Raw genomic sequence first — 21412 nt, 5'->3', positions numbered from 1 at the left:
CTCCCTTGCGTGGGGCTTTCATGCCTCACGTTTTCCTTTCCCATGTTCTACGCTTAAAACGTATGCTTGTTGAGGTCGTGCTGACAGGGCGCTAACATTTGATAACATGATACGTTTGATAACATCCTGTTTAAGAGTAATAGTTACAATCTGCTGACGAAACAGCAGTGAACTTTACACATTGATCGCCGGTCAGACTCTTCACCGTGCCTTTAAGTTTATATATCATCATTTTATTCGTCCGCAGGCTCTAAGAGAGTTAATAACAATGAAAAAAACATCACTATTATTTAGTGCACTGGCAATGAGTATAAGCTTAACCCTGTCCACGCTTCCCGTCGCGAATGCGGCGCTGCCTGCTGCGGTACAAGGGCAACAGATGCCAAGTCTGGCCCCCATGCTCGAAAAAGTTCTGCCCGCCGTGGTCAGCGTACATGTCGAAGGTACACAGGTTCAGCGCCAGCGCGTACCAGAAGAGTTCAAATTCTTCTTTGGCCCCAATTTCCCGACTGACAGGCAAAGCGCTCGTCCATTTGAAGGGTTAGGTTCCGGCGTCATTATTGATGCGGCCAAAGGTTATGTGCTCACGAACAACCACGTTATTAATAACGCCGACAAAATCCGCGTCCAACTTAATGACGGGCGTGAATATGAAGCGAAGTTGATTGGTCGCGACGAGCAAACCGATATCGCACTGCTACAGTTAAACGGCGCGAAAAATCTGGTCGCGGTGAAAATCGCCGATTCCGATCAGCTTCGCGTCGGCGATTTTGCCGTTGCCGTCGGCAATCCATTCGGTCTAGGACAGACGGCAACGTCCGGTATTATTTCCGCGCTAGGGCGTAGTGGCTTGAATCTTGAAGGTTTGGAAAACTTTATCCAGACCGACGCCTCCATCAACCGCGGTAATTCCGGCGGCGCGCTGGTTAACCTCAATGGCGAATTAATCGGTATTAATACGGCTATTCTGGCGCCAGGAGGGGGGAATATCGGTATTGGCTTCGCTATTCCCAGCAATATGGCCCAGAATCTGGCACAGCAGCTCGTGGAGTTCGGCGAGGTCAAACGTGGCTTACTTGGTATTAGGGGCAGCGAAATGACGTCCGAGATGGCGAAAGCCTTCAAAGTTGACGCACAGCGTGGCGCCTTTGTCAGTGAAGTCATACCGAAATCCGCCGCAGCCAAAGCCGGCATCAAAGCGGGTGATGTGTTAACTACGCTGGATGGTAAACCTATCAGCAGCTTTGCGGAATTGCGTGCGAAAATCGGCACTACCGCACCGGGCAAAACCGTGAAAATAGGCCTGCTACGTGATGGTAAATCGATGGAAGTTTCCGTAGTGCTGGATAACAGCGCCTCTGCCGCAACGAGCGCCGAAACGCTTTCGCCACTACTGCAAGGTGCATCCCTGAGCAATGGTCAACTGAAAGACGGCAGTAAAGGCGTAAAAATCGATAGCGTCGGCAAGGACACGCCAGCAGCACAGATTGGGTTGCAAAAGGACGACGTCATCATCGGAGTGAACCGTGAGCGAGTGGAAAACATCTCGCAGTTGCGCAAATTGCTGGAGTCGAAACCGACCATTATGGCGTTGAATATCGTGCGTGGCGAAGAAACAATTTATCTGCTATTGCGTTAATCACTGTTAACTGTTCAGTAGATAACCCATTGGAAATTCATTAATCTTGCAAAATCGGGCACCGAGCTATGCGGTGCCCGAGCTTCTCGTGATATTCTCCCTTCATGTACTCCATCCACAGTAAATTACGGCCATGCTTGTTAAGTTATTACGTTCAGCGCTATTAGGTGTCCTCGTCGCCGGTATTATCCTGGCCGTACTTCCCTTTATTGGGTCTGGCACATCGTTTCTGAAACGCAATGACCAAAATAAGGAAGGCGTCCCCCTAAGCTACCATCAGGGCGTGAGCCGCGCGGCACCGGCGGTAGTTAACATTTATAACCGTGTTGTTAAGCCGGAAAAACACAACGAAGTCGCTATTCACCCTTTGGGGTCTGGCGTCATTATGAATGAAAAAGGCTACATTTTAACCAATAAGCATGTAATCAATGACGTACAGCAGATTCAGATAGAATTGTCGGACGGCAGATTGTACGAAGCGCGCGTGATTGGTTCCGATACTCTGACCGATCTGGCCGTGTTGCAAATTGATGGCGTTAACTTACCCGTTATCCCCATAAATCCAGACCGTATCCCGCATGTCGGTGACGTCGTAATGGCAATCGGCAACCCCTACAATCTTGGACAGACTATTACGCAGGGCATTATCAGCGCCACCGGGCGCGTCAGTCTCAGCGCCTATGGACAGCAAAGAAGTCAGGTAGGCCGCCAAAACCTGCTGCAAACCGACGCCTCAATTAACCATGGGAATTCCGGCGGCGCGTTGGTTAATACGCTCGGTGAATTGGTTGGGATTAATACTCTTTCATTTGATAAAAGTAGTAATGGCGAAACGCCGGAAGGGATTAGCTTTGCTATCCCAGTAGCGCTGGCCACGAAAGTGATGGATAAACTCATCCGCGATGGTCGCGTTATTCGCGGTTATATTGGCATCAATGGTGTACAGCTTGAGAACATTGAAACCAATAGTATAACCAATAGTCGTGGTGCCGCTGGGAGGTTAAACGGCATACTCGTACAGACGATTGATCCTGGCGGCCCTGCGGATAAAGCGGGGATTCGCGTCGAAGATATCATTGTCAGCGTTAACAACAAGCCCGCACGTTCGATCATCGAAACCATGGAGCAGGTATCGGAAATACGTCCCGGCACCGTCATACCGGTCACCATTGAACGCGCGAATAAGCAAATTACGCTACAAATGACGATTCAGGAGTTCCCCACGCAATAGCGGCATGCGGAATAGGTTAATCAGAGCCATGCTGACGGGGAACAAGAAACCGGGTGGGGACTTCCCACCCGATGTTAAATGTAATAAGCGGGCGTTTATTCGGGCGCACTAACGCGCTCAATATTCGCACCTAACGCACGCAACTTATCTTCAATACGGTCATAACCACGATCGATATGATAAATACGATCCACTATCGTCACGCCTTCCGCGATACAACCGGCTAACACCAGACTGGCCGATGCACGTAAGTCAGTCGCCATCACCTGCGCACCGGACAGCTTATCTACACCGTGACAGATCACCGTATTACTCTCGATTTCCGCCTGCGCGCCCATACGGATAAGTTCCGGCACATGCATGAAGCGGTTTTCGAAGATGGTTTCGGTAATCACCCCTGTTCCTTCTGCGACCAGATTCAGCAAGCTGAACTGTGCCTGCATGTCGGTCGGGAACCCTGGATGCGGCGAGGTACGCACGGTCACCGCTTTCGGACGCTTCCCATGCATATCCAGGCTGATCCAATCTTCACCGACTTCAATCTCCGCGCCGGCTTCACGCAGTTTGGCCAATACCGCATCCAACGTATCAGGACGAGTATGGCGACAGGTAATTTTCCCGCGAGACACCGCAGCCGCCACCAGGAATGTGCCGGTTTCAATACGGTCAGGCACCACGCGGTGTACGCCGCCGCCCAGACGCTTGACGCCTTCAATGGTGATTTTATCACTGCCAGCCCCACTGATTTTCGCCCCCAGCGTATTCAGGAAGTTTGCCGTGTCGACAATTTCCGGCTCACGCGCGGCGTTCTCAATAATCGTTGTGCCTTCTGCCAGCGTCGCCGCACTCATAATGGTTACGGTAGCACCCACGCTTACCTTATCCATCACAATATGCGCGCCTTTCAAACGACCATCCACCGTCGCTTTTACATAGCCTTCTTCCAGTACGATCTGTGCACCGAGTTGCTCAAGGCCGTAGATATGTAAATCAACCGGGCGTGCGCCAATGGCACAACCGCCGGGCAACGACACCTGACCTTGCCCAAAACGCGCCACCAGCGGACCTAAAGCCCAGATAGAGGCACGCATGGTTTTCACCAAATCGTAGGGAGCGCAAAATACATTAACCTTGCTGGCATCCACATGAACAGAACCATTGCGCTCAACGTGCGCGCCCAATTGACCGAGCAGTTTCATGGTGGTGTCAATATCGCGCAGCTTCGGTACGTTTTGGATCTCCACCGGTTCTTCTGCAAGTAAAGCGGCGAACAGGATCGGTAACGCAGCATTCTTGGCGCCGGAAATCGTCACTTCTCCCGTTAAGCGGGTTGGGCCCTGAACACGAAATTTATCCATAGTCTTTATATCTCAATGTCTTAATTCATTATTCGTCACACTAATGCTGACGGTTGATGCCCACCCGCACAGGGAAACTTAAAAGCCCATCAGTTTGCGGTCGCGCCGCCATTCTTCCGGCGTATAAGCTTTGATTGACAGCGCATGAATACGGTTGTCCTCCAAGTACTCAGTGAGCGGCGCATAGACGGTCTGCTGTTTTTTTACTCGGCTCATGCCAGCAAAAACGTCGCTTACAGCAATAACTTGAAAATGACTACCGTCACCAGAAACATGAACTTCTTCCAACGCTAAAGCATTCATCAGCACGTCTTTAATTTCGTTATTTTCCATCGCTCTCTATTTCTATGTCAGGGGGATGTTTTACAGGGAAGTATCTTAGATGAATCTGTGGTTATCTAAAACCAAGAATGCGCCGATGACCGAAGAGGGAATAGGACATCGACGCGATAACCTAAGCAACCGGGATGATTTCCTTCAGATTATAAAGCGCAATGAGCGTTTTTAAGCGTTCGCTGGCACCAACAATCTTGATGTTGCCGCCTGAAGGCGGCAACTGGTGAACGTATACAAGCAGTGCCAAACCGGCAGAATCGACACGATTTAACCCAGAGACATCCAGCGTGGTTTTACCCGCTAACAAGGCTTCCCGCTGCTGCCAAAACGGTAATAGCGTTTCACGGTCCAGATCGCCCGTTAAAGCCAGCGTTGACGCCTGCGTCTGCCAGTTCAATGCGTTTGCCATTTTCGTACCTAAATTGCGCTTACTGATCTAACGTGATGGGCTGCTTCGCCGAGGATTCCAACTGCTGAGTCAGGCCATCAACACCTTTCTGGCGCAATATTGTCGCCCATTCATTTTGCTTAGTGGTAATCATGCTGACCCCTTCTGCAATCATGTCGAATGCCTGCCAGTTGCCGGTTTTACTGTTCTTGCGCCATTGGAAATCCAGACGGACCGGAGGACGCCCCCCGTTATCAATGATGGTGACACGAATAGCAACAATATTGGCATCCCCCAACGGCTGCTCTGGAGCAATCTGATAGGTCTGCCCATGATACATGGCTAAAGCCTGACCGTAAGCCTGTTCAAGATAGGCTTCAAACGCTTTGAAATAGGCATCGCGCTGAGTCGGCGTAGCATCTTTGTAGTAACGCCCCAGCACTAGCGCTCCGGCGTATCTCACCTGGACATAGGGCAATAGCTCTTCACGCACGATAGTACGCAAATAATTAGGGTTTTGTTTTATTGTTGATTGCTCGTTTTTTAAACGAGCAAACGTTTTTTCCGCCGCTTCATTCATTAAGCTATAGGGATTCTTTTGATCCACCGCGTTGGCTAATGGCGCGACAACCAGTAGCGCCACCATCAGTAAACGTTTAAACATGTCGATATCCTCTTATGGATGTAAAGGGGCAGGCTCAGTACTGTGCGCAGGCTCGGCATCCGTTTCCGCCTTCGATTGACTCGCATTATCCTCGCCATTACCGCCACTCTTATATAGGAATTGACCGATGAGGTCTTCAAGCACCATAGCCGACTTGGTGTCCTGAATCACACCGCCGTCTTTCAGAATTGCGGTGCCCATTTCCTCATCCTCAAACCCAATGTTCAGCGCCAGATACTGTTCACCTAACAGCCCGGAAGTCCGTATAGCCAAAGAACTGGTATCGGGAATATGATCGTAGCGTTGCTGGATATCCAGCGCCACGCGTGGCAGATAGGTTTTCTCATCCAACGAGATCTCCGCTACACGCCCGATCACAACACCGCCGATCCTAACCGGAGAGCGCGCTTTCAGCCCACCGATGTTGTCAAACGTCGCATACAGACGATATGTTGGTTCGCTGCCGATCGATTTCAGGTCGGCCACTTTCAGGCATAAAAAGAGGACGGCAGCCAGTGCGATCAGCATAAACGCCCCAACCCAGACTTCAGTTTTCTTTGTTTGCATCGACTCAGTTCCCAAACATCAGTGCTGTCAGCACAAAATCCAATCCCAATACCGCTAACGACGCGTGTACGACCGTTCGAGTCGTTGCTCGGCTGATCCCCTCGGACGTCGGGAGCGCATCATAGCCGTTAAACAGCGCAATCCAGGTTACGGTAATCGCAAAGACAATACTTTTAATGACGCAGTTCAAGATATCCTGACGCCAGTCAACCGCGCCTTGCATCGCTGACCAGAAGAATCCGCTATCGATCCCTTTCCAGTCCACGCCAACCAGGCCGCCGCCCCAGATCCCGACGGAAACAAAAATCACCGTCAATAGCGGCATACTGATTAGCCCCGCCCAGAAGCGCGGTGCGACAACGCGACGCAGTGGATCAACCGCCATCATTTCCATGCTGGAAAGCTGTTCTGTCGCCTTCATCAGGCCAATTTCCGCCGTCAACGCCGAACCGGCACGCCCCGCGAATAACAGCGCCGTCACCACAGGCCCTAACTCACGCAGCAGTGACAGTGCGACCATCATGCCCAGGCTGGCTTCAGCGCTGTACGTCGTCAGAATAAGGTACCCCTGCAACCCCAGCACCATGCCAATAAACAGGCCAGATACGATGATGATCAGTAGGGACTGCACGCCAACGCTGTACAGTTGTTTTACCAACAACGGCCACTGTTTCCTGAATTCGGGTTTACCGACCAACGCATTAAATAGCATCAGCCCGGCGCGCCCAAAAGCCGCGCTGGTGGCAATGCCCTGACGCCCAAACGACGCCAATGTCCGTAATAACATGACTGCGTTACCTCTCTGAACCTAGCAGCGATGTCTTGTAATCCCCCGCCGGAAAGCGGAAAGGCACTGGCCCGTCGGCGATACCATCCAGGAACTGACGCACCTGCGGGTCATTATTTTCCCTCAGTTGCTCCGCAGTTCCTTCTGCCACCACGCGCTTATCGGCCACGATGTAAGCGTAATCGGCGATGCTCATCACCTCCGGAACATCGTGAGAAACCACAATACAGGTCACGCCCAAGGCATGGTTTAATTCATCGATCAGCTTCACCAATGTCCCTAACGTAATCGGATCCTGCCCGACAAACGGCTCATCGAACATAATCAGTTGCGGATCGAGCGCAATGGCCCTCGCCAACGCGGCCCGCCGCGCCATACCACCGGAAAGCTCCGCCGGCATGAGTTCAGCCGCTCCGCGTAGCCCTACCGCTTCCAGCTTCATCATGACGACGCTACGTAATAGCGGTTCCGGTAATCTCGTATGTTCTCTCAGCGGCCAGGCGACATTATCAAACACGTTCAAATCGGTGAATAATGCGCCAGACTGAAACAACATACTCATTTTCTTACGTGCGTTATACAACTCGCGGCGCGACAGCGCGGGAATATTCTCGCCATCAAACCAAATCTCACCGCTATCAGGCGGCAACTGTCCGCCGATCAGGCGTAATAATGTCGTTTTGCCAATACCCGAAGGCCCCATGATCGCGGTCACCTTGCCTCTAGGTACGTTCAACGTAATATCGGTAAAAATGTCTCGCTCCCCACGCCGAAAGCGAAGACCGCGGATCTCGACCAGATTCGTTGCCTCATGGTTCATTATTTCCATTCCTTACCCATCAGTAGGCAGCACGCTTAATGTAGAGCCTTCATTCCAGCCTAACCTCTGGCCTCCATTAAGGTGTGGGTTTTACAAAAACTTACTGTGTACTTTCACACCACGTTGCCGCATAGCCGCTTACCCAGTTTTACTTACCACGACAGGTTTTACTTTTTCACCAAGCCCCGTCAGAATTAACATCTATTATCACAGAAATTGCCGTTTATGCGATATTCGTCCAAAAACACGGGCTTATTCGACAATAAGCGGGTGATTATACACTAAATAATTCGAGTTGCAGGAAGGCGGCGGCACGGTGATCACCCTGAGGCCCACATCGATAAGTGGCTGGGGAGAACGATGGGGATAGCCAACGCACGGGTAGCTTGAAGTATGACGGATATATATCCTATTGAAGGACGCTGCATGCTTTTTGCAACACTGCTTTTGTTCGTTGGCTTGCTATTACTGGTTTACGGTGCCGATCGTCTTGTCTTTGGCGCCGCCGTGCTAGCACGCTCTTTCGGTTTGCCCCCCTTCGTCATCGGTATCACGATTGTCGGCTTCGGCACTTCATTACCTGAATTAATCGTTTCGGTAACCGCCGCCTTAAACAATAGGGTCGATATGGCCGTGGGTAACGTGATTGGCTCCAATATCGCTAATATTTTACTTATTCTCGGCAGCGCAGCGCTCATTCGTCCATTAACGGTTCATTCGACCCTACTACGTCGAGAGTTGCCGCTCATGTTGTCCGTCACTTTATTATGCGGTGTTTTACTGCATGATAGTTACCTAAGTCGTACCGACGGCCTGTTGCTGCTTTCTGCCGCCACGCTATGCCTGGTGTTAATTCTTCGCATGGCGCAACAGACGCAGCGTGAAGGGGGGGATCGCCTGACAAGTGAACAGGTGGCAGAGCTGCCACAGGACAACAGTAACCCAATGGTCGCCGTACTGTGGCTGATCCTCAGCATGGTTATTTTGCCGATGGCGGCGCGTATGGTAGTGGATAACGCCACGGTAATCGCACGCTATTTCGACATCAGCGAGTTAGCCATCGGGCTAACTATTCTCGCGATCGGCACCAGCCTGCCTGAGCTCGCCACCGCCATCGTCGGGACGCTAAAGAAAGAAGATGATATTGCGCTGGGCAACCTGATTGGCTCGAACATTTTTAATATTGCGATCGTGCTGGGCGTACCTGCGCTGCTCTCGCCGGGCGCATTGAACCCTCAGGCTTTTCAGCGCGATTATTGGGTCATGCTGGCGGCGAGCGCGCTATTAACCGCGCTGTGCCTCAGCAACAAACGTCGTATCGGGCAGGGCGCTGGCGCATTATTATGCTGCGCGTTCATCGCCTATCTGACGGCCCTGTTCTTTTTTTCATAAGGCCCTGTTTTTCATAATAACGTTATTCCATTTTCCATCATAATCAGGATATTGGTATGTCACCGTTTGAACATGATGCTCACCGAAACCAGCAGTCCGACCGTGCACTATCCGAGCATAAGTTACAGCCCGATTTTGACTTCCAGCAGGCGGGTAAAAACGTACTGCGTATTGAGCGCGATGGGCTTGCGCAATTAGAGCAGTACATTGACGACAATTTTACCCTTGCTTGCCAAAAGATATTTCACTGCCAGGGCAAAGTGGTGGTGATGGGTATGGGCAAATCCGGACACATCGGTCGTAAGATAGCGGCGACGTTAGCCAGCACCGGTACACCCGCTTTTTTTGTTCATCCGGGCGAGGCCAGTCACGGCGACCTCGGTATGGTGACACCACATGATATCGTCATTGCTATTTCCAATTCCGGCGAATCCCATGAAATCCTCGCACTGATCCCCGTACTGAAACGCCAAAATGTGTTTCTGATTTGCATGACCGGCGCACCGGAAAGTACTATGGGCAAGGCGGCTAATATCCACCTGTGCGTACATGTCCCGCAGGAAGCCTGCCCTCTTGGCCTGGCGCCCACGACCAGTACGACGGCAACGTTAGCGATGGGGGATGCGCTGGCCGTGGCCCTACTCCAGGCTCGCGGCTTTACCGCCGAAGATTTTGCCCTCTCTCACCCCGGTGGCGCACTGGGCCGTAAACTCTTACTGCGCGTCAGCGATATCATGCATTCGGGCGATGAAATACCGCATGTCCCGCACAATGCATCACTGCGCGATGCGCTGGTGGAAATTACGCGCAAAAATTTGGGTATGACGGTAATCTGCGAAGCAGATATGACCATCCAGGGTATCTTTACCGACGGCGATCTGCGGCGCGTTTTCGACATGAATATTGACTTGAACAGCGCTCGTATTGCTGATGTGATGACCGCAGGCGGCATCCGTGTCACGCCGCAAACGCTGGCAGTAGACGCGCTTAACCTGATGCAGTCACGTCACATCACCTCCTTACTCGTGACGGAGGATGATCGTTTGGTTGGTATCGTTCATATGCACGATATGTTACGGGCAGGCGTGGTTTAACAAGAAAGGATAATGGTGAATGAGTGAAGTCAAGGCGCAAACCGCTACCTGCTATGGGCCAGTCGATCAACGAGTACTGGAAAAAGCCCGCGAGGTGCGTCTGTTAATCTGTGACGTTGACGGCGTGATGTCCGATGGCCTGATTTACATGGGGAACCACGGCGAGGAGTTGAAAGCCTTCAACGTCCGCGACGGTTATGGCATTCGCTGTTTGCTGACATCCGGCATCGACGTAGCCATTATTACCGGACGTTCGGCAAAATTGCTGGAAGATCGGTGTAAAACACTCGGCATCGTCCATCTTTATCAGGGACAATCGGATAAGATTTTGGCCTTCTCCGACTTGTTGGATAAACTGGCGCTTCCCCCACATCAGGTGGCGTATATCGGCGATGATTTGATTGATTGGCCGGTAATGGCGCAGGTTGGGCTAAGTGTTGCGGTGGCAGATGCGCACCCATTGCTGCTACCGCGAGTGGATTATGTCACTCGGATTGCGGGGGGGCGTGGTGCCGTTCGTGAGCTGTGTGATTTGATACTGATATCGCAGAACAAATTGGAGCACGCCAAAGGGTTGTCAATATGAGTAAAACCAAACGTTGGCTGACCACTTTTCTGGCACTATTAGCGCTCGTCCTTATCGGCTGGAATATTGCCGATGACGACGGGGTATCGGTGCCGAGCGCCAACGATCCCGCCGTGCCAATCTACACGAGTGAAAAGACCGACACGCAGGTGTACAGTCCCGCGGGTAAATTGAGCTACCGATTAATTTCTGAACAGGTAGAATATTTCAACGATGAGCAGTTAAGTTGGTTTACCGCGCCGGTTGCTACGCTGTTCAACGAACAAGGCACGGCAACCTGGTCAGTTCGCGCCGATCGCGCCAAACTGACAAAAGACAGGATGCTCTATCTGTATGGCCATGTCGAAGTAAAGAATCTGACGACGGACACGCAGCTTCAACGCATCACAACGAATAATGCTCAGGTGAATCTGGTCACGCAGGATATTGCTTCCGATGATGAAGTCACCCTGTACGGCACTAGCTTTACCTCAAGCGGGATGAAAATGCGCGGGAATCTGCGTAATAAGACGGCCGAGTTGATCGAAAAGGTAAAAACCTCATATGAAATTCAAAACCCATAACCTGATGCGTAACACCCTGATCGCCAGTTCTCTGTTCGCCGTCAGCGTTTCCGCTCTCGCCGTTACTGGTGACAGCAATCAACCTATTCATATTGATTCGGCACAACAATCTTTGGACATGCAGGGTAATACTGTGACCTTCACTGGCAATGTTGTCGTAAAGCAAGGGACGATCGAAGTGAAAGCCGATAAGGTCGTGGTGACGCGGCCACAGGGCGCGCAAGGCAGCGAAGTGGTGGAAGGTTACGGTAATCCCGTAACCTTTTACCAGATGCAAGACAATGGGAAGCCGGTGAAAGGTCACGCACAGAAAATTCGCTACGAGTTAGCTAACGACTTCCTGGTGCTGACAGGTAACGCCTATCTGGAACAGCAGGACAGTAACGTCAAAGGCGATCGCATTACCTATTTGGTCAAACAGCAGCGAATGGAAGCGAGCAGCGACAAAGGAAAACGCGTGACAACCGTGTTAGTCCCCTCTCAGCTTCAGGGGAAGGAAAACAACAGTCAGTCTTCTCGTGCTCAACCCTCGCAACCACGGGTCACCGAATAAGTTATGGCAACACTAACCGCAGAAAACCTGGCCAAGGCGTATAAAGGCCGTAAAGTCGTGGAGAACGTCAGCCTCACCGTTAATTCCGGTGAGATCGTCGGTTTACTCGGGCCGAATGGGGCCGGGAAAACGACCACATTTTATATGGTGGTCGGTATCGTTCCGCGTGATGAAGGGCGCATCGTCATCGACGACGACGACATCAGCTTACTTCCTCTTCACGAACGCGCTTTGCGCGGCATTGGCTATCTGCCGCAGGAAGCGTCTATTTTCCGTCGCTTAAGCGTCTATGACAATCTGATGGCTATATTACAGATCCGCAAAGATCTGACGACGGAACAACAAGAAGATCGCGCCAATGAGCTAATGGAAGAATTCCATATTATTCATTTGCGCGATAGTCTGGGACAATCGCTGTCTGGAGGGGAAAGACGCCGGGTCGAGATTGCGCGAGCGCTGGCGGCGAACCCGAAATTCATCCTACTGGATGAGCCGTTCGCGGGCGTAGACCCGATCTCCGTACTGGATATAAAAAAAATCATTGAACATCTGCGTGACCGCGGATTGGGTGTGTTGATTACCGATCATAACGTCCGTGAAACGCTGGATGTGTGTGAACGCGCCTATATCGTGAGTCAAGGTAATCTGATCGCCCACGGTTCACCAGCCGATATTCTGGCCGATGAACAGGTGAAGCGCGTCTATCTGGGCGAAGGTTTCCGACTCTGATAGGGTAATATTTTTCTTTGCAGCACTTATGGGACGTTAGCGAGATTTATGAAGCAAGGTTTGCAACTCAGGCTTAGCCAGCAACTGGCCATGACTCCACAACTGCAACAGGCTATCCGCCTGTTGCAGTTGTCCACGCTTGAATTGCAACAGGAAATTCAATTGGCGTTGGAAAGCAATCCGTTGCTTGAACAAACGGATCAGCATGACGAAATCGAATCATTCGAAAAGGTAGACAGTGATTCTCTGGATACCGGTGAAGCCCTTGAGCAACGCGATATGCCGGAAGAATTGCCGCTCGACGCGACGTGGGATGAGATCTACTCCGCCGGTACGCCGTCAGGCACCGGCACCGACTATCGCGATGAAGAACTGCCTATTTATCAGGGTGAAACCACACAAACGCTACAAGATTACCTGATGTGGCAGGTTGAACTGACACCCTTTTCAGATACCGACGCCGCCATTGCGACATCTATCGTCGACGCGGTAGACAGCACCGGCTACCTGACCGTACCGCTGGAAGATATTCTTGACAGCATCGGCGACGACAATGTGACGTTGGACGAAGTCGAAGCCGTGCTTAAACGTGTACAGCGTTTCGACCCCGTTGGCGTCGCGGCGCGCGATTTACGTGATTGTCTTCTGGTGCAACTTTCTCAGTTCGCTGACGGCTCGCCCTATCTGGACGAAGCGCGGCTGATCGTCAGCGAGCATCTCGAATTATTAGCCAACCATGATTTTCGCAGTTTAATCCGACTCACCCGCCTGAAAGAAGACGTCCTTAAAGAGGCGCTGGCGCTGATTCAGTCTCTCGACCCACGCCCAGGGCAATCGATCAACACCGGCGAGTCCGAATATGTCATCCCTGATGTGCTGGTGCGCAAGGTTCAAGGTGCCTGGGTAGTTGAACTGAATACCGATAGCATCCCTCGCTTACAGATTAACCAGCAGTATGCGGCGCTGGGTAACAGCATACGCAACGACAGCGATGGGCAATTTATCCGCAGTAACCTGCAGGAGGCGCGCTGGCTCATTAAGAGCCTGGAAAGTCGCAACGACACATTACTGAAAGTGACACGCTGTATCGTCGAGCAACAGCAGGAATTCTTCGAGCACGGGGAAGAATTCATGAAGCCCATGGTATTGGCAGACATCGCGCAAGCGGTGGATATGCATGAATCCACGATCTCACGCGTCACTACTCAGAAGTTTCTGCACAGCCCACGCGGTATTTTTGAACTAAAATACTTCTTCTCCAGCCATGTTAATACCGATAACGGTGGAGAAGCCTCATCAACGGCCATTCGTGCGCTGGTGAAGAAACTTATCGCGGCGGAAAACCCCGCGAAACCGTTGAGTGACAGCAAACTCACCACCCTGCTCTCTGAACAGGGCATTATTGTGGCACGTCGTACCGTTGCAAAATACCGAGAGTCTTTATCTATCCCACCATCGAATCAGCGTAAACAACTGATTTGATCTCAACAGAGAAGGAAGACACGATGCAGCTCAACATTACCGGACACCATATCGAGATCACGGAACCTATGCGTGATTTTGTGAATGGCAAGTTTGCCAAATTAGAGCAGTATTTTGACCGGATTAACCAGGTTAACGTGGTATTGAAGGTGGAAAAAATCCGGCATATTGCCGAAGCCACGCTCTATGTTAACGGCGGGGAACTGCATGCAACGTCAGAAGCGGAAGAAATGTACGCCGCGATAGATGTATTAATTGATAAGCTGACAAGACAGCTTAATAAGCATAAAGATAAACTCAAGCAGCACTAACTTTTTCCTTGACACAATAGTCGAGGAGCCCACCCGGCCCACGCATCACGTCGGCCGGGGCCACCAGGAGTGCAAGCGTCGTAAAGTGAAAATAAAATGAATCACGATCCAGAATTCCAACTCAGCACCCTATTACGTCCTGAGTGCACACGCAGCCATGTCCATTGCCAGAGTAAAAAACGCGCTCTGGAAATTATCAGCGAGCTGGCCGCCCAGCAGCTTAACATCCCTGCACAGATACTTTTTGAAGCCATGTTGACGCGGGAGCGCATGGGCAGTACGGGAATTGGCGGCGGCATCGCTATCCCACACGGTAAGCTGGAAGACGATAACGTATTAAACGCTATTGGTGTGCTCATCCACTTAGAACACCCTATCGCTTTTGATGCGATTGATAACCAGCCCGTAGATCTCCTTTTTGCCTTGCTGGTTCCGGCTGAACAATGTAAAACCCATTTGCATACGCTATCGCTTGTTGCCAAGCGGCTGGCGGATAAGGCCGTTTGCCGACGCCTGCGAGCGGCACAAAGCGACGAAGAACTGTACCAGATTATGGCGGAGGCCGATTAAATCGGACGATCGACATACTCACGATAGCGAACAACTCGCGCTAAGTTCAGAGAATGCTTGCAATCCCTGGGCGAAGACGTCATTTTTTAGCTATACATCATAAAAATTGTGGCAATGAGAATTCGCCATCAGATTGCCAGAGGGGAGTCGTCAGATGGTACTGATGATTGTCAGTGGGCGTTCAGGTTCAGGGAAATCTGTCGCTCTGCGCGCATTGGAAGATATGGGGTTCTATTGCGTAGATAACCTGCCCGTCGTCCTATTGCCGGAATTAGCAAATACGCTCGCAACCCGGAACATTTCCGCGGCGGTCAGCATTGATGTGCGTAATATGCCGGAATCGCCGGAGATCTTTGAGCATGCCATGGCGCAATTGCCGCCGAGCTTCTCACCTCAGCTACTGTTTCTCGATGCAGATCGTAATACGCTCATTCGTCGCTATAGCGACACCCGCCGCCTGCATCCGCTCTCCAGTAAAAATCTGTCGCTGGAAAGTGCGATTGACAAAGAAAGTGACCTGCTGGAACCGCTGCGCTCCCGCGCCGACCTGATTATCGATACGTCAGAAATGTCGGTACATGAGCTGGCTGAGATGCTGCGCACACGTTTGCTGGGCAAGCGCGAACGCGAACTGACGATGGTATTCGAATCATTCGGCTTCAAGCACGGCATTCCGATTGATGCCGATTACGTGTTTGATGTGCGTTTCCTGCCGAATCCCCATTGGGATCCGAAACTGCGGCCGATGACCGGCCTGGATCGGCCCGTCGCCGCTTTCCTCGACAGGCATACGGAGGTTCACAATTTCATCTACCAGACCCGCAGCTATCTGGAACTATGGCTGCCGATGCTGGAGACCAATAACCGCAGCTACCTGACGGTTGCTATTGGCTGTACCGGTGGGAAACACCGTTCTGTCTATGTCGCCGAACAACTAGCAGACTACTTCCGCTCACGCGGTAAAAACGTACAGTCACGTCACCGCACGCTGGAAAAGCGGAAACCATCATGATATTCGGTAAATCAGCGTCTTTAGGTAACCGATGACAGTACGGCAAACGGTTGAAATCAAAAACAAGCTGGGCATGCATGCTCGCCCGGCCATGAAGCTGTTTGAACTGGTGCAGTGTTTTAATGCCGAAGTGATACTGCGTAACGAGAGTGGTACAGAAGCTGAAGCGAGCAGCGTGATTGCAATGCTCATGCTGGATTCGGCCAAGGGCCGCCTCATCGAGATAGAAGCAACGGGGCCAGATGAAGAACAAGCGCTTTCCGCCGTCGTCCGCCTGTTCGATGCCGGGTTTGACGAAGACTAGCGATTTTCTTTCGCAGATTATCTGCAACCCCCGCGACAGGGATCGCTTCACTTTCCCTTCCGAACCTCCTACTATCTAGCTACATAAATCATAATATTTTCTTATACCCCTGCTCCTTTGGGCGCGGGGGTAATTTTATATCATCTGAATATACCAACTGGAGAGGAGCATGACGAAACCTAACCTGACCATTAGCGAATTGGATGCGGAACGTTTGGATCGGTTATTGGAGCAGCCCGCCTTTGCGGATAGCGATATCGCACAGGCGTTGAATGCGGAACTGGATCGGGCAGAAATTCTGCCTTCGGCATCAATTCCTTCACATGTCGTCACCATGAACAGTCGGGTGCGTTTTCGCGATCTGAATACCAACGAGGAGCATGTCCGCACGCTAGTTTATCCAGCGGCGGTGAAAGACAGCCAAGAACCGTTGTCCGTAATGGCTCCGCTGGGGGCGGCACTATTGGGAATGCATGTAGGAAACTCGATCACCTGGCAATTGCCAAACGGTGAAGAAACACGCATTGAAGTAGTAGAAATACTTTATCAGCCAGAAGCCGCTGGCGAGTACCATCGCTAAGCCAGAAAAACGCTATAGCATAATAGCCGTCGGACACCGCCGACGGCGACGGTTACTCAACACAGAACCGATTTATTCGCCAGCGATCTTCATTTCAGGCAACAGCACGGAACCACACTGGATATTGCTTCGGGTCTCGATATCATTTCCCACCGTCACAATGTTACGCAGCATGTCTTTCAGGTTGCCCGCGATCGTAATCTCACTGACCGGATACTGAATTTCACCATTCTCGATCCAGAAACCGGACGCCCCACGGGAATAATCCCCCGTGACACCACTCACGCCTTGCCCCATGAGTTCGGTCACCAATAGCCCTTTACCCATCTGTTTCAGCATACCGTTGAAGTCCAGACCTTGTCCGGCGATGCGCCAGTTATGAATACCGCCCGCGTGACCGGTGCTCTTCATCCCCAGTTTACGTGCAGAGTAGCTCGTCATCAGCCAGGTCTGCAACACCCCCGCTTTCACAATTTCGCGCGCCTGCGTTCGTACGCCTTCGCTATCGAACGGCGTAGAAGCCAGCCCCTTAAGCAAATGCGGCTGCTCCTCTATCGTCAGCCACTCCGGCAGAATCTGCTGACCTAGTTTATCCAGCAGGAAGGTCGATTTACGATAAACGCTACTGCCACTGATTGCCCCGACTAAATGACCAAACAGGCCTGTCGCCACTTCGGCAGAGAACATCACGGGAGCCTTCATCGTGGGCAGTTTACGCGGTGACAGGCGGGATAGCGTGCGGCGCGCACATTCTTCGCCCACCCATTCCGGGCTACGCAAATCGTCTAACGCACGCCCAATGGTATAAGCATAATCCCGCTCCATATCGCCATTCACTTCGGCAATTACACAACTGGACAGGGAATGGCGGCTGGAGCAGTAGCTCTTCAGCAGGCCGTGGCTATTTCCGAACACCTTAACACCGTAATGGCTGTTAAAACTGCCGCCTTCGGTGTTGGTGATGCGCGAGTCGGCCTGTAACGCCGCCTGCTCTGCGCGCGCCGCTAATTCAATGCCGCGCTCCGCATCCAGCTCGGTCGGATGGAACAGATCCAGATCCGGTGCGTCAAACGCCAGCAGATCGCGATCCGCTGGGCCGGCGAAGGGATCGACAGAAGTGTAACGCGCGATATCCAGCGCAGCTCGTACAGTCCGGGCGATCGCATCCGGGCTGAGATCGGTAGAGGATGCGCTGCCTTTGCGTTGTTGATGATAAACCGTGATGCCCAGCGCACCATCGCTATTGAATTCAACATTTTCAACGTCACCATAGCGGGTACTGACGCTAATGCCTGTCGTTTTTGTCACCGCGACTTCCGCCGCATCAGAGCCGGCACGCGCAAGCTCCAACGCTTGCGCCACCGCGAGTTCCAGCGCTTTACGCTGTTCCGCAACTTGAGTAATTATCGTCATCGTTCTACCAAAGTAAGTGGAAGAAAGCTCACCATCATCCCCACTCGAAAAATGAGTGGAGAAATATGCTTTAAATAATTCAAGTTTCAGGAAGGCGGCAAGCGAAGATCAAATAAGTCATTCGAGTGACTGACAAATCAGCCAGAGGCTAGTTTGAACGCTGCTTGCAGCGGCCCCAACGGGGCGAGCCACACGCCAATGTGTCGAGTAACGCAGCCAACCCACATGCAACTTGAAGTAGTACGAGCACAAAAAGGTGTAGCATAATGCTTTCTAGTCTAACAGGATCGGCGGACAATTTCGCACAAAGCCTAAACCTGTTAGTATCAGCCTCTTTTTTCTGGTGGGCGCGCTGTTCACCATCCCGGAGCCGCGTTAAACCTTGCTCCTGGACACTTTTTAGGAGCCAACCATGAAGCAAAAGTACGAAGACTGGCTAAATGACATCCCCGAAAATCAAGAAGACGACGAAGATGATGAAATTATTTGGGTCAGCAAAAGCGAAATAAAACGCGATGCCGAAGCGCTGAAAGATCTCGGTGCCGAGTTGGTCGATCTGGGGAAAAATGCCCTTGAGAAGATCCCTTTGGATGACGATCTGCGTTCTGCGGTGGAACTGGCGCAACGGATCAAGAAGGAAGGCCGCCGCCGCCAGTTACAGTTGATAGGCAAGCTGTTACGCGCCCGCGATCCAGAGCCGATTCAAAGCGCGCTGGATAAACTGAACAATCGCCATAATCAGCAGGTCGCCTTATTCCACAAACTGGAACAACTGCGTGACCGTCTGATCGCCGAAGGCGACAATGCCATTCCAGACATTCTGGCGCTATACCCTCACGCCGATCGTCAGCAGCTACGTTCTCTGACACGCAATGCGCAGAAAGAAAAGGCCGCGGAGAAGCCACCAAAAGCCGCCCGTCAAATATTCCAGTATCTACGAGAACTGGCTGAAACCGTAGATTAACGGCAACGGCGGGATGAGGAGCCGTTCCTATCCCGCGTTCAGAAACGGTTCTCTTATGTCACGCTGTCTCAGGGTTAGTGATCCAGCGCATGTTGATAATCATGGAGAATTCCGGTTAATCGCCTGACTGGCTCAGTCATCTGTGAAGGAAGCTGTTGCTCCTTCAGCATTTGTTGATAACGCTCAAGCTCCTCTAACAGCCGCATAAAATGACGGTGACGCGAGGCGTCGCGTCGCGCGGAGATCACCTGTTCCGCCGTTGCACGAAGCTGGCGATGAAAAGCAGAGAGCGCCGCATTTGGCGGAATATCCAGTGTTCTTAAGCGCTGATGCATAATGATCAACCATAGCGCGAGACGATACTTGGCAATATCATTAGGGAAGCGGTTTAGCAGCAGGAATAGTTGTTGGTATAGCGCAGGCAGGTGATTTTCCTTGCGCCGTGTCGTGTTCGTGGTTAACGCTGAAACCGCACCATACACAAAGCGGTTCAACAGCACTCTCCCGGTATGCGCCTTCGTGTTATCGCGAATCAGCAGGATGACAATCAGCGCCAGAAAAGATCCAATGATCTGCCCGATCGCATTGTCCAAAAACTGGCTAATATTAAATGTCATCGGATTATCCAGCACCAGAATATTAATCGTGCTGGCTAATGCCCCCAACGAACCCAGTCGGCGCTTTTGTACTTCAAGCCCCAGGAAAAAAGCCATTCCCCCTAAACTCAGGCACAGCAACAGCATACTTTGCTGCGTCGACGGCATAATAAACATGAAGATCAGCGCTCCCAGCGGCAGCGCAAAGATCGTTCCGAAAAGAAAATCTTTTGCCACCATTTGTGGGTTCGGCAAACGCATAGCAAGCGACGTGACCACCGCGATCATTACCATACAGACGCTGCCGGAAGTCCAGCCCGTGCTAAGCCAAAATAGACAGCCTAACGCCGTCGCCACACCGGTACGTAACCCGTTGATCATTGCATGACGGGTTTCCGCGGAAGGGGCTTTCATTTTCACATCGCTGTTTAGTATATCAGCCTCAATTGACGTGATACGCCCGTTGGTCTGCACCCCCTTCGCCAACAGCTGGTAGCGTGTCGCCGCCCCAATCCAACCGATCAGCATCGGCGGCACGTCACGGCTATCCGCCGCAATCAATTGACGCAGCGCCTTCAGACGGCAATGCACATCGCGCAGCGACTCAACTGGTCGATCCAATATTAATTTCAGGCTGCTTTTAATCGGCGTAGGTTCATCGCGCAATATCAGATAGGCTTCGCATGCCTGCGTGATCATCGTCAGCGATTGCGTATGCAGGGAGATGAGACGACGATTGCTGTTCTGCCAGCGCGAGGATTCCAACATCAGGTTACTGCGCATGCCGTTTAGCGCGGTCGTTTTACGCACTAGCGCATGCCACGCCGCATCAATGCTTTCCTTATCCGCACCGTTGATACTGAGCTGCAAGAGTCGGTATTGTTCCACCAGCAACTCACTAATGCTTCGGTCAACGTTCTGCTTGATCGAGCGGGGTGAAAACAGTAAATCGGCCAGAATGGCGCAAACGATACCCAACACAATTTCGCTACAGCGCTCTACAGCAAACTGTGGCGTCAATAGCGGCATTCCCTCCGTTGAGACAATAATAATCAGTGCGGTATAGCCTGCCAGCCCGAATACATAGGCATTCTCGACTTTAACCAGCGAGGAAATCCAGGTACAAAAGCCCGCCCAGATGCAGCACAGCATCAACATCACAACGGGTGCACTCACGGTAGCAATAATGATGATAAGTGCGCCGATACAGCCAATGAAAGTGCCGATAATACGCAAAATACCACGATGCCGGATTGCACCGGAGAAGGGTTCACCACCGGCAGCAAACGCCGGGCCAGCCGCGACAATCGCCGCCGTCAATACCGACCAGCGCGGAGTTTCCAATTGGAGATGAAACCCCAGGAATAGAGACAATACAATCGCAAAACTCAGCTTAAAAGAAAAGCGAAGGCGTGCGAATGTCGGCGTCGTAAATAACGTGGCGCTTATCAACGGCATTTTTTTCATTATCGC

24 protein-coding genes are annotated in these 21412 nt (G+C 51.8%); 15 read left to right on the top strand and 9 right to left on the bottom strand.

Annotation, left to right across the window (positions count from 1 at the left end):
• The first annotated feature begins 268 nt into the window (after nucleotides 1-268).
• Complete coding sequence (gene degQ / locus RFN81_RS01285) at nucleotides 269-1639, top strand: serine endoprotease DegQ (RefSeq protein WP_264497450.1); 1371 nt, start codon at nucleotides 269-271, stop codon at nucleotides 1637-1639.
• A gap of 133 nt (nucleotides 1640-1772) precedes the next feature.
• Nucleotides 1773-2870: an outer membrane-stress sensor serine endopeptidase DegS gene (gene degS / locus RFN81_RS01280; RefSeq protein WP_264497449.1), complete on the top strand. Its 1098-nt coding sequence runs from the start codon at nucleotides 1773-1775 to the stop codon at nucleotides 2868-2870.
• 95 nt (nucleotides 2871-2965) lie between these two features.
• Here the strand turns inward: degS and murA are convergent, their stop codons facing one another.
• The 7 genes from murA to mlaF form a co-directional block, all read right to left on the bottom strand.
• Nucleotides 2966-4228 carry a UDP-N-acetylglucosamine 1-carboxyvinyltransferase gene (gene murA / locus RFN81_RS01275; RefSeq protein WP_264497448.1) on the bottom strand — a complete coding sequence of 421 codons (1263 nt, stop codon included), beginning with the start codon at nucleotides 4226-4228 and terminating at the stop codon, nucleotides 2966-2968.
• Between the two features lie 78 nt (nucleotides 4229-4306).
• On the bottom strand, nucleotides 4307-4561 hold the full coding sequence (gene ibaG, locus RFN81_RS01270; RefSeq protein ID WP_264497447.1) for a BolA family iron metabolism protein IbaG: 255 nt from the start codon (nucleotides 4559-4561) through the stop codon (nucleotides 4307-4309).
• Between the two features lie 121 nt (nucleotides 4562-4682).
• A complete protein-coding gene (mlaB, locus tag RFN81_RS01265; RefSeq protein WP_264497446.1) occupies nucleotides 4683-4973 on the bottom strand; it encodes a lipid asymmetry maintenance protein MlaB in 291 nt (96 codons plus the stop codon).
• 19 nt (nucleotides 4974-4992) lie between these two features.
• Entirely contained in the window at nucleotides 4993-5616 is a 624-nt protein-coding gene (gene mlaC, locus RFN81_RS01260) for a phospholipid-binding protein MlaC (protein ID WP_264497445.1), read from the bottom strand.
• A 12-nt stretch (nucleotides 5617-5628) separates the two neighbouring features.
• Nucleotides 5629-6183 carry an outer membrane lipid asymmetry maintenance protein MlaD gene (gene mlaD / locus RFN81_RS01255; RefSeq protein ID WP_264497444.1) on the bottom strand — a complete coding sequence of 185 codons (555 nt, stop codon included), beginning with the start codon at nucleotides 6181-6183 and terminating at the stop codon, nucleotides 5629-5631.
• A gap of 4 nt (nucleotides 6184-6187) precedes the next feature.
• Entirely contained in the window at nucleotides 6188-6970 is a 783-nt protein-coding gene (mlaE, locus tag RFN81_RS01250) for a lipid asymmetry maintenance ABC transporter permease subunit MlaE (RefSeq protein WP_264497443.1), read from the bottom strand.
• Nucleotides 6971-6977: 7 nt separating this feature from the next.
• A complete protein-coding gene (gene mlaF, locus RFN81_RS01245) occupies nucleotides 6978-7790 on the bottom strand; it encodes a phospholipid ABC transporter ATP-binding protein MlaF (RefSeq protein ID WP_264497442.1) in 813 nt (270 codons plus the stop codon).
• Between the two features lie 426 nt (nucleotides 7791-8216).
• Between mlaF and RFN81_RS01240 the strand changes: the two genes are divergently transcribed.
• The 12 genes from RFN81_RS01240 to rnk all read left to right on the top strand — a co-directional run bounded on the left by RFN81_RS01240 (nucleotide 8217) and on the right by rnk (nucleotide 16966).
• On the top strand, nucleotides 8217-9182 hold the full coding sequence (locus tag RFN81_RS01240; RefSeq protein ID WP_264497441.1) for a calcium/sodium antiporter: 966 nt from the start codon (nucleotides 8217-8219) through the stop codon (nucleotides 9180-9182).
• A gap of 56 nt (nucleotides 9183-9238) precedes the next feature.
• Nucleotides 9239-10276: an arabinose-5-phosphate isomerase KdsD gene (gene kdsD, locus RFN81_RS01235; protein ID WP_264497440.1), complete on the top strand. Its 1038-nt coding sequence runs from the start codon at nucleotides 9239-9241 to the stop codon at nucleotides 10274-10276.
• 19 nt (nucleotides 10277-10295) lie between these two features.
• Nucleotides 10296-10862 carry a 3-deoxy-manno-octulosonate-8-phosphatase KdsC gene (gene kdsC, locus RFN81_RS01230; RefSeq protein ID WP_264497439.1) on the top strand — a complete coding sequence of 189 codons (567 nt, stop codon included), beginning with the start codon at nucleotides 10296-10298 and terminating at the stop codon, nucleotides 10860-10862.
• Nucleotides 10859-11425, top strand: a complete 567-nt coding sequence (gene lptC / locus RFN81_RS01225; RefSeq protein ID WP_264497438.1) for an LPS export ABC transporter periplasmic protein LptC — start codon at nucleotides 10859-10861, stop codon at nucleotides 11423-11425. The genes kdsC and lptC overlap by 4 nt, the downstream gene beginning before the upstream one ends.
• Nucleotides 11406-11978, top strand: a complete 573-nt coding sequence (gene lptA, locus RFN81_RS01220) for a lipopolysaccharide ABC transporter substrate-binding protein LptA (RefSeq protein WP_264497437.1) — start codon at nucleotides 11406-11408, stop codon at nucleotides 11976-11978. The genes lptC and lptA overlap by 20 nt, the downstream gene beginning before the upstream one ends.
• A gap of 3 nt (nucleotides 11979-11981) precedes the next feature.
• Nucleotides 11982-12707: an LPS export ABC transporter ATP-binding protein gene (gene lptB, locus RFN81_RS01215; protein WP_264497436.1), complete on the top strand. Its 726-nt coding sequence runs from the start codon at nucleotides 11982-11984 to the stop codon at nucleotides 12705-12707.
• A gap of 48 nt (nucleotides 12708-12755) precedes the next feature.
• Nucleotides 12756-14189 carry an RNA polymerase factor sigma-54 gene (gene rpoN, locus RFN81_RS01210; protein ID WP_264497435.1) on the top strand — a complete coding sequence of 478 codons (1434 nt, stop codon included), beginning with the start codon at nucleotides 12756-12758 and terminating at the stop codon, nucleotides 14187-14189.
• Between the two features lie 23 nt (nucleotides 14190-14212).
• Nucleotides 14213-14500 (top strand): ribosome hibernation promoting factor, encoded by a 288-nt coding sequence (hpf, locus tag RFN81_RS01205; protein WP_264497434.1) that lies wholly within the window; start codon nucleotides 14213-14215, stop codon nucleotides 14498-14500.
• Between the two features lie 96 nt (nucleotides 14501-14596).
• Nucleotides 14597-15070: a PTS IIA-like nitrogen regulatory protein PtsN gene (gene ptsN, locus RFN81_RS01200; RefSeq protein WP_264497433.1), complete on the top strand. Its 474-nt coding sequence runs from the start codon at nucleotides 14597-14599 to the stop codon at nucleotides 15068-15070.
• A 154-nt stretch (nucleotides 15071-15224) separates the two neighbouring features.
• Complete coding sequence (gene rapZ / locus RFN81_RS01195) at nucleotides 15225-16082, top strand: RNase adapter RapZ (protein ID WP_264497432.1); 858 nt, start codon at nucleotides 15225-15227, stop codon at nucleotides 16080-16082.
• 31 nt (nucleotides 16083-16113) lie between these two features.
• Nucleotides 16114-16386 (top strand): PTS phosphocarrier protein NPr, encoded by a 273-nt coding sequence (gene npr / locus RFN81_RS01190; protein ID WP_264497431.1) that lies wholly within the window; start codon nucleotides 16114-16116, stop codon nucleotides 16384-16386.
• A gap of 169 nt (nucleotides 16387-16555) precedes the next feature.
• Entirely contained in the window at nucleotides 16556-16966 is a 411-nt protein-coding gene (gene rnk, locus RFN81_RS01185) for a nucleoside diphosphate kinase regulator (RefSeq protein WP_264497430.1), read from the top strand.
• A 72-nt stretch (nucleotides 16967-17038) separates the two neighbouring features.
• Here the strand turns inward: rnk and pmbA are convergent, their stop codons facing one another.
• Nucleotides 17039-18379 (bottom strand): metalloprotease PmbA, encoded by a 1341-nt coding sequence (pmbA, locus tag RFN81_RS01180; RefSeq protein ID WP_264497429.1) that lies wholly within the window; start codon nucleotides 18377-18379, stop codon nucleotides 17039-17041.
• A gap of 412 nt (nucleotides 18380-18791) precedes the next feature.
• On the opposite strand from pmbA, the gene yjgA reads away from it, so the two are divergent.
• Nucleotides 18792-19343, top strand: a complete 552-nt coding sequence (yjgA, locus tag RFN81_RS01175; protein ID WP_264497428.1) for a ribosome biogenesis factor YjgA — start codon at nucleotides 18792-18794, stop codon at nucleotides 19341-19343.
• A gap of 74 nt (nucleotides 19344-19417) precedes the next feature.
• Here the strand turns inward: yjgA and aaeB are convergent, their stop codons facing one another.
• Complete coding sequence (aaeB, locus tag RFN81_RS01170) at nucleotides 19418-21397, bottom strand: p-hydroxybenzoic acid efflux pump subunit AaeB (protein WP_378929265.1); 1980 nt, start codon at nucleotides 21395-21397, stop codon at nucleotides 19418-19420.
• Nucleotides 21398-21412 lie beyond the last annotated feature (15 nt).

It is taken from the genome of Pectobacterium cacticida (genome assembly GCF_036885195.1).
Lineage (GTDB): Bacteria > Pseudomonadota > Gammaproteobacteria > Enterobacterales > Enterobacteriaceae > Pectobacterium > Pectobacterium cacticida.
The sequence above is the reverse complement of the archived record's forward strand: the minus strand, read 5'-3'. Positions and strand labels throughout refer to the sequence as shown.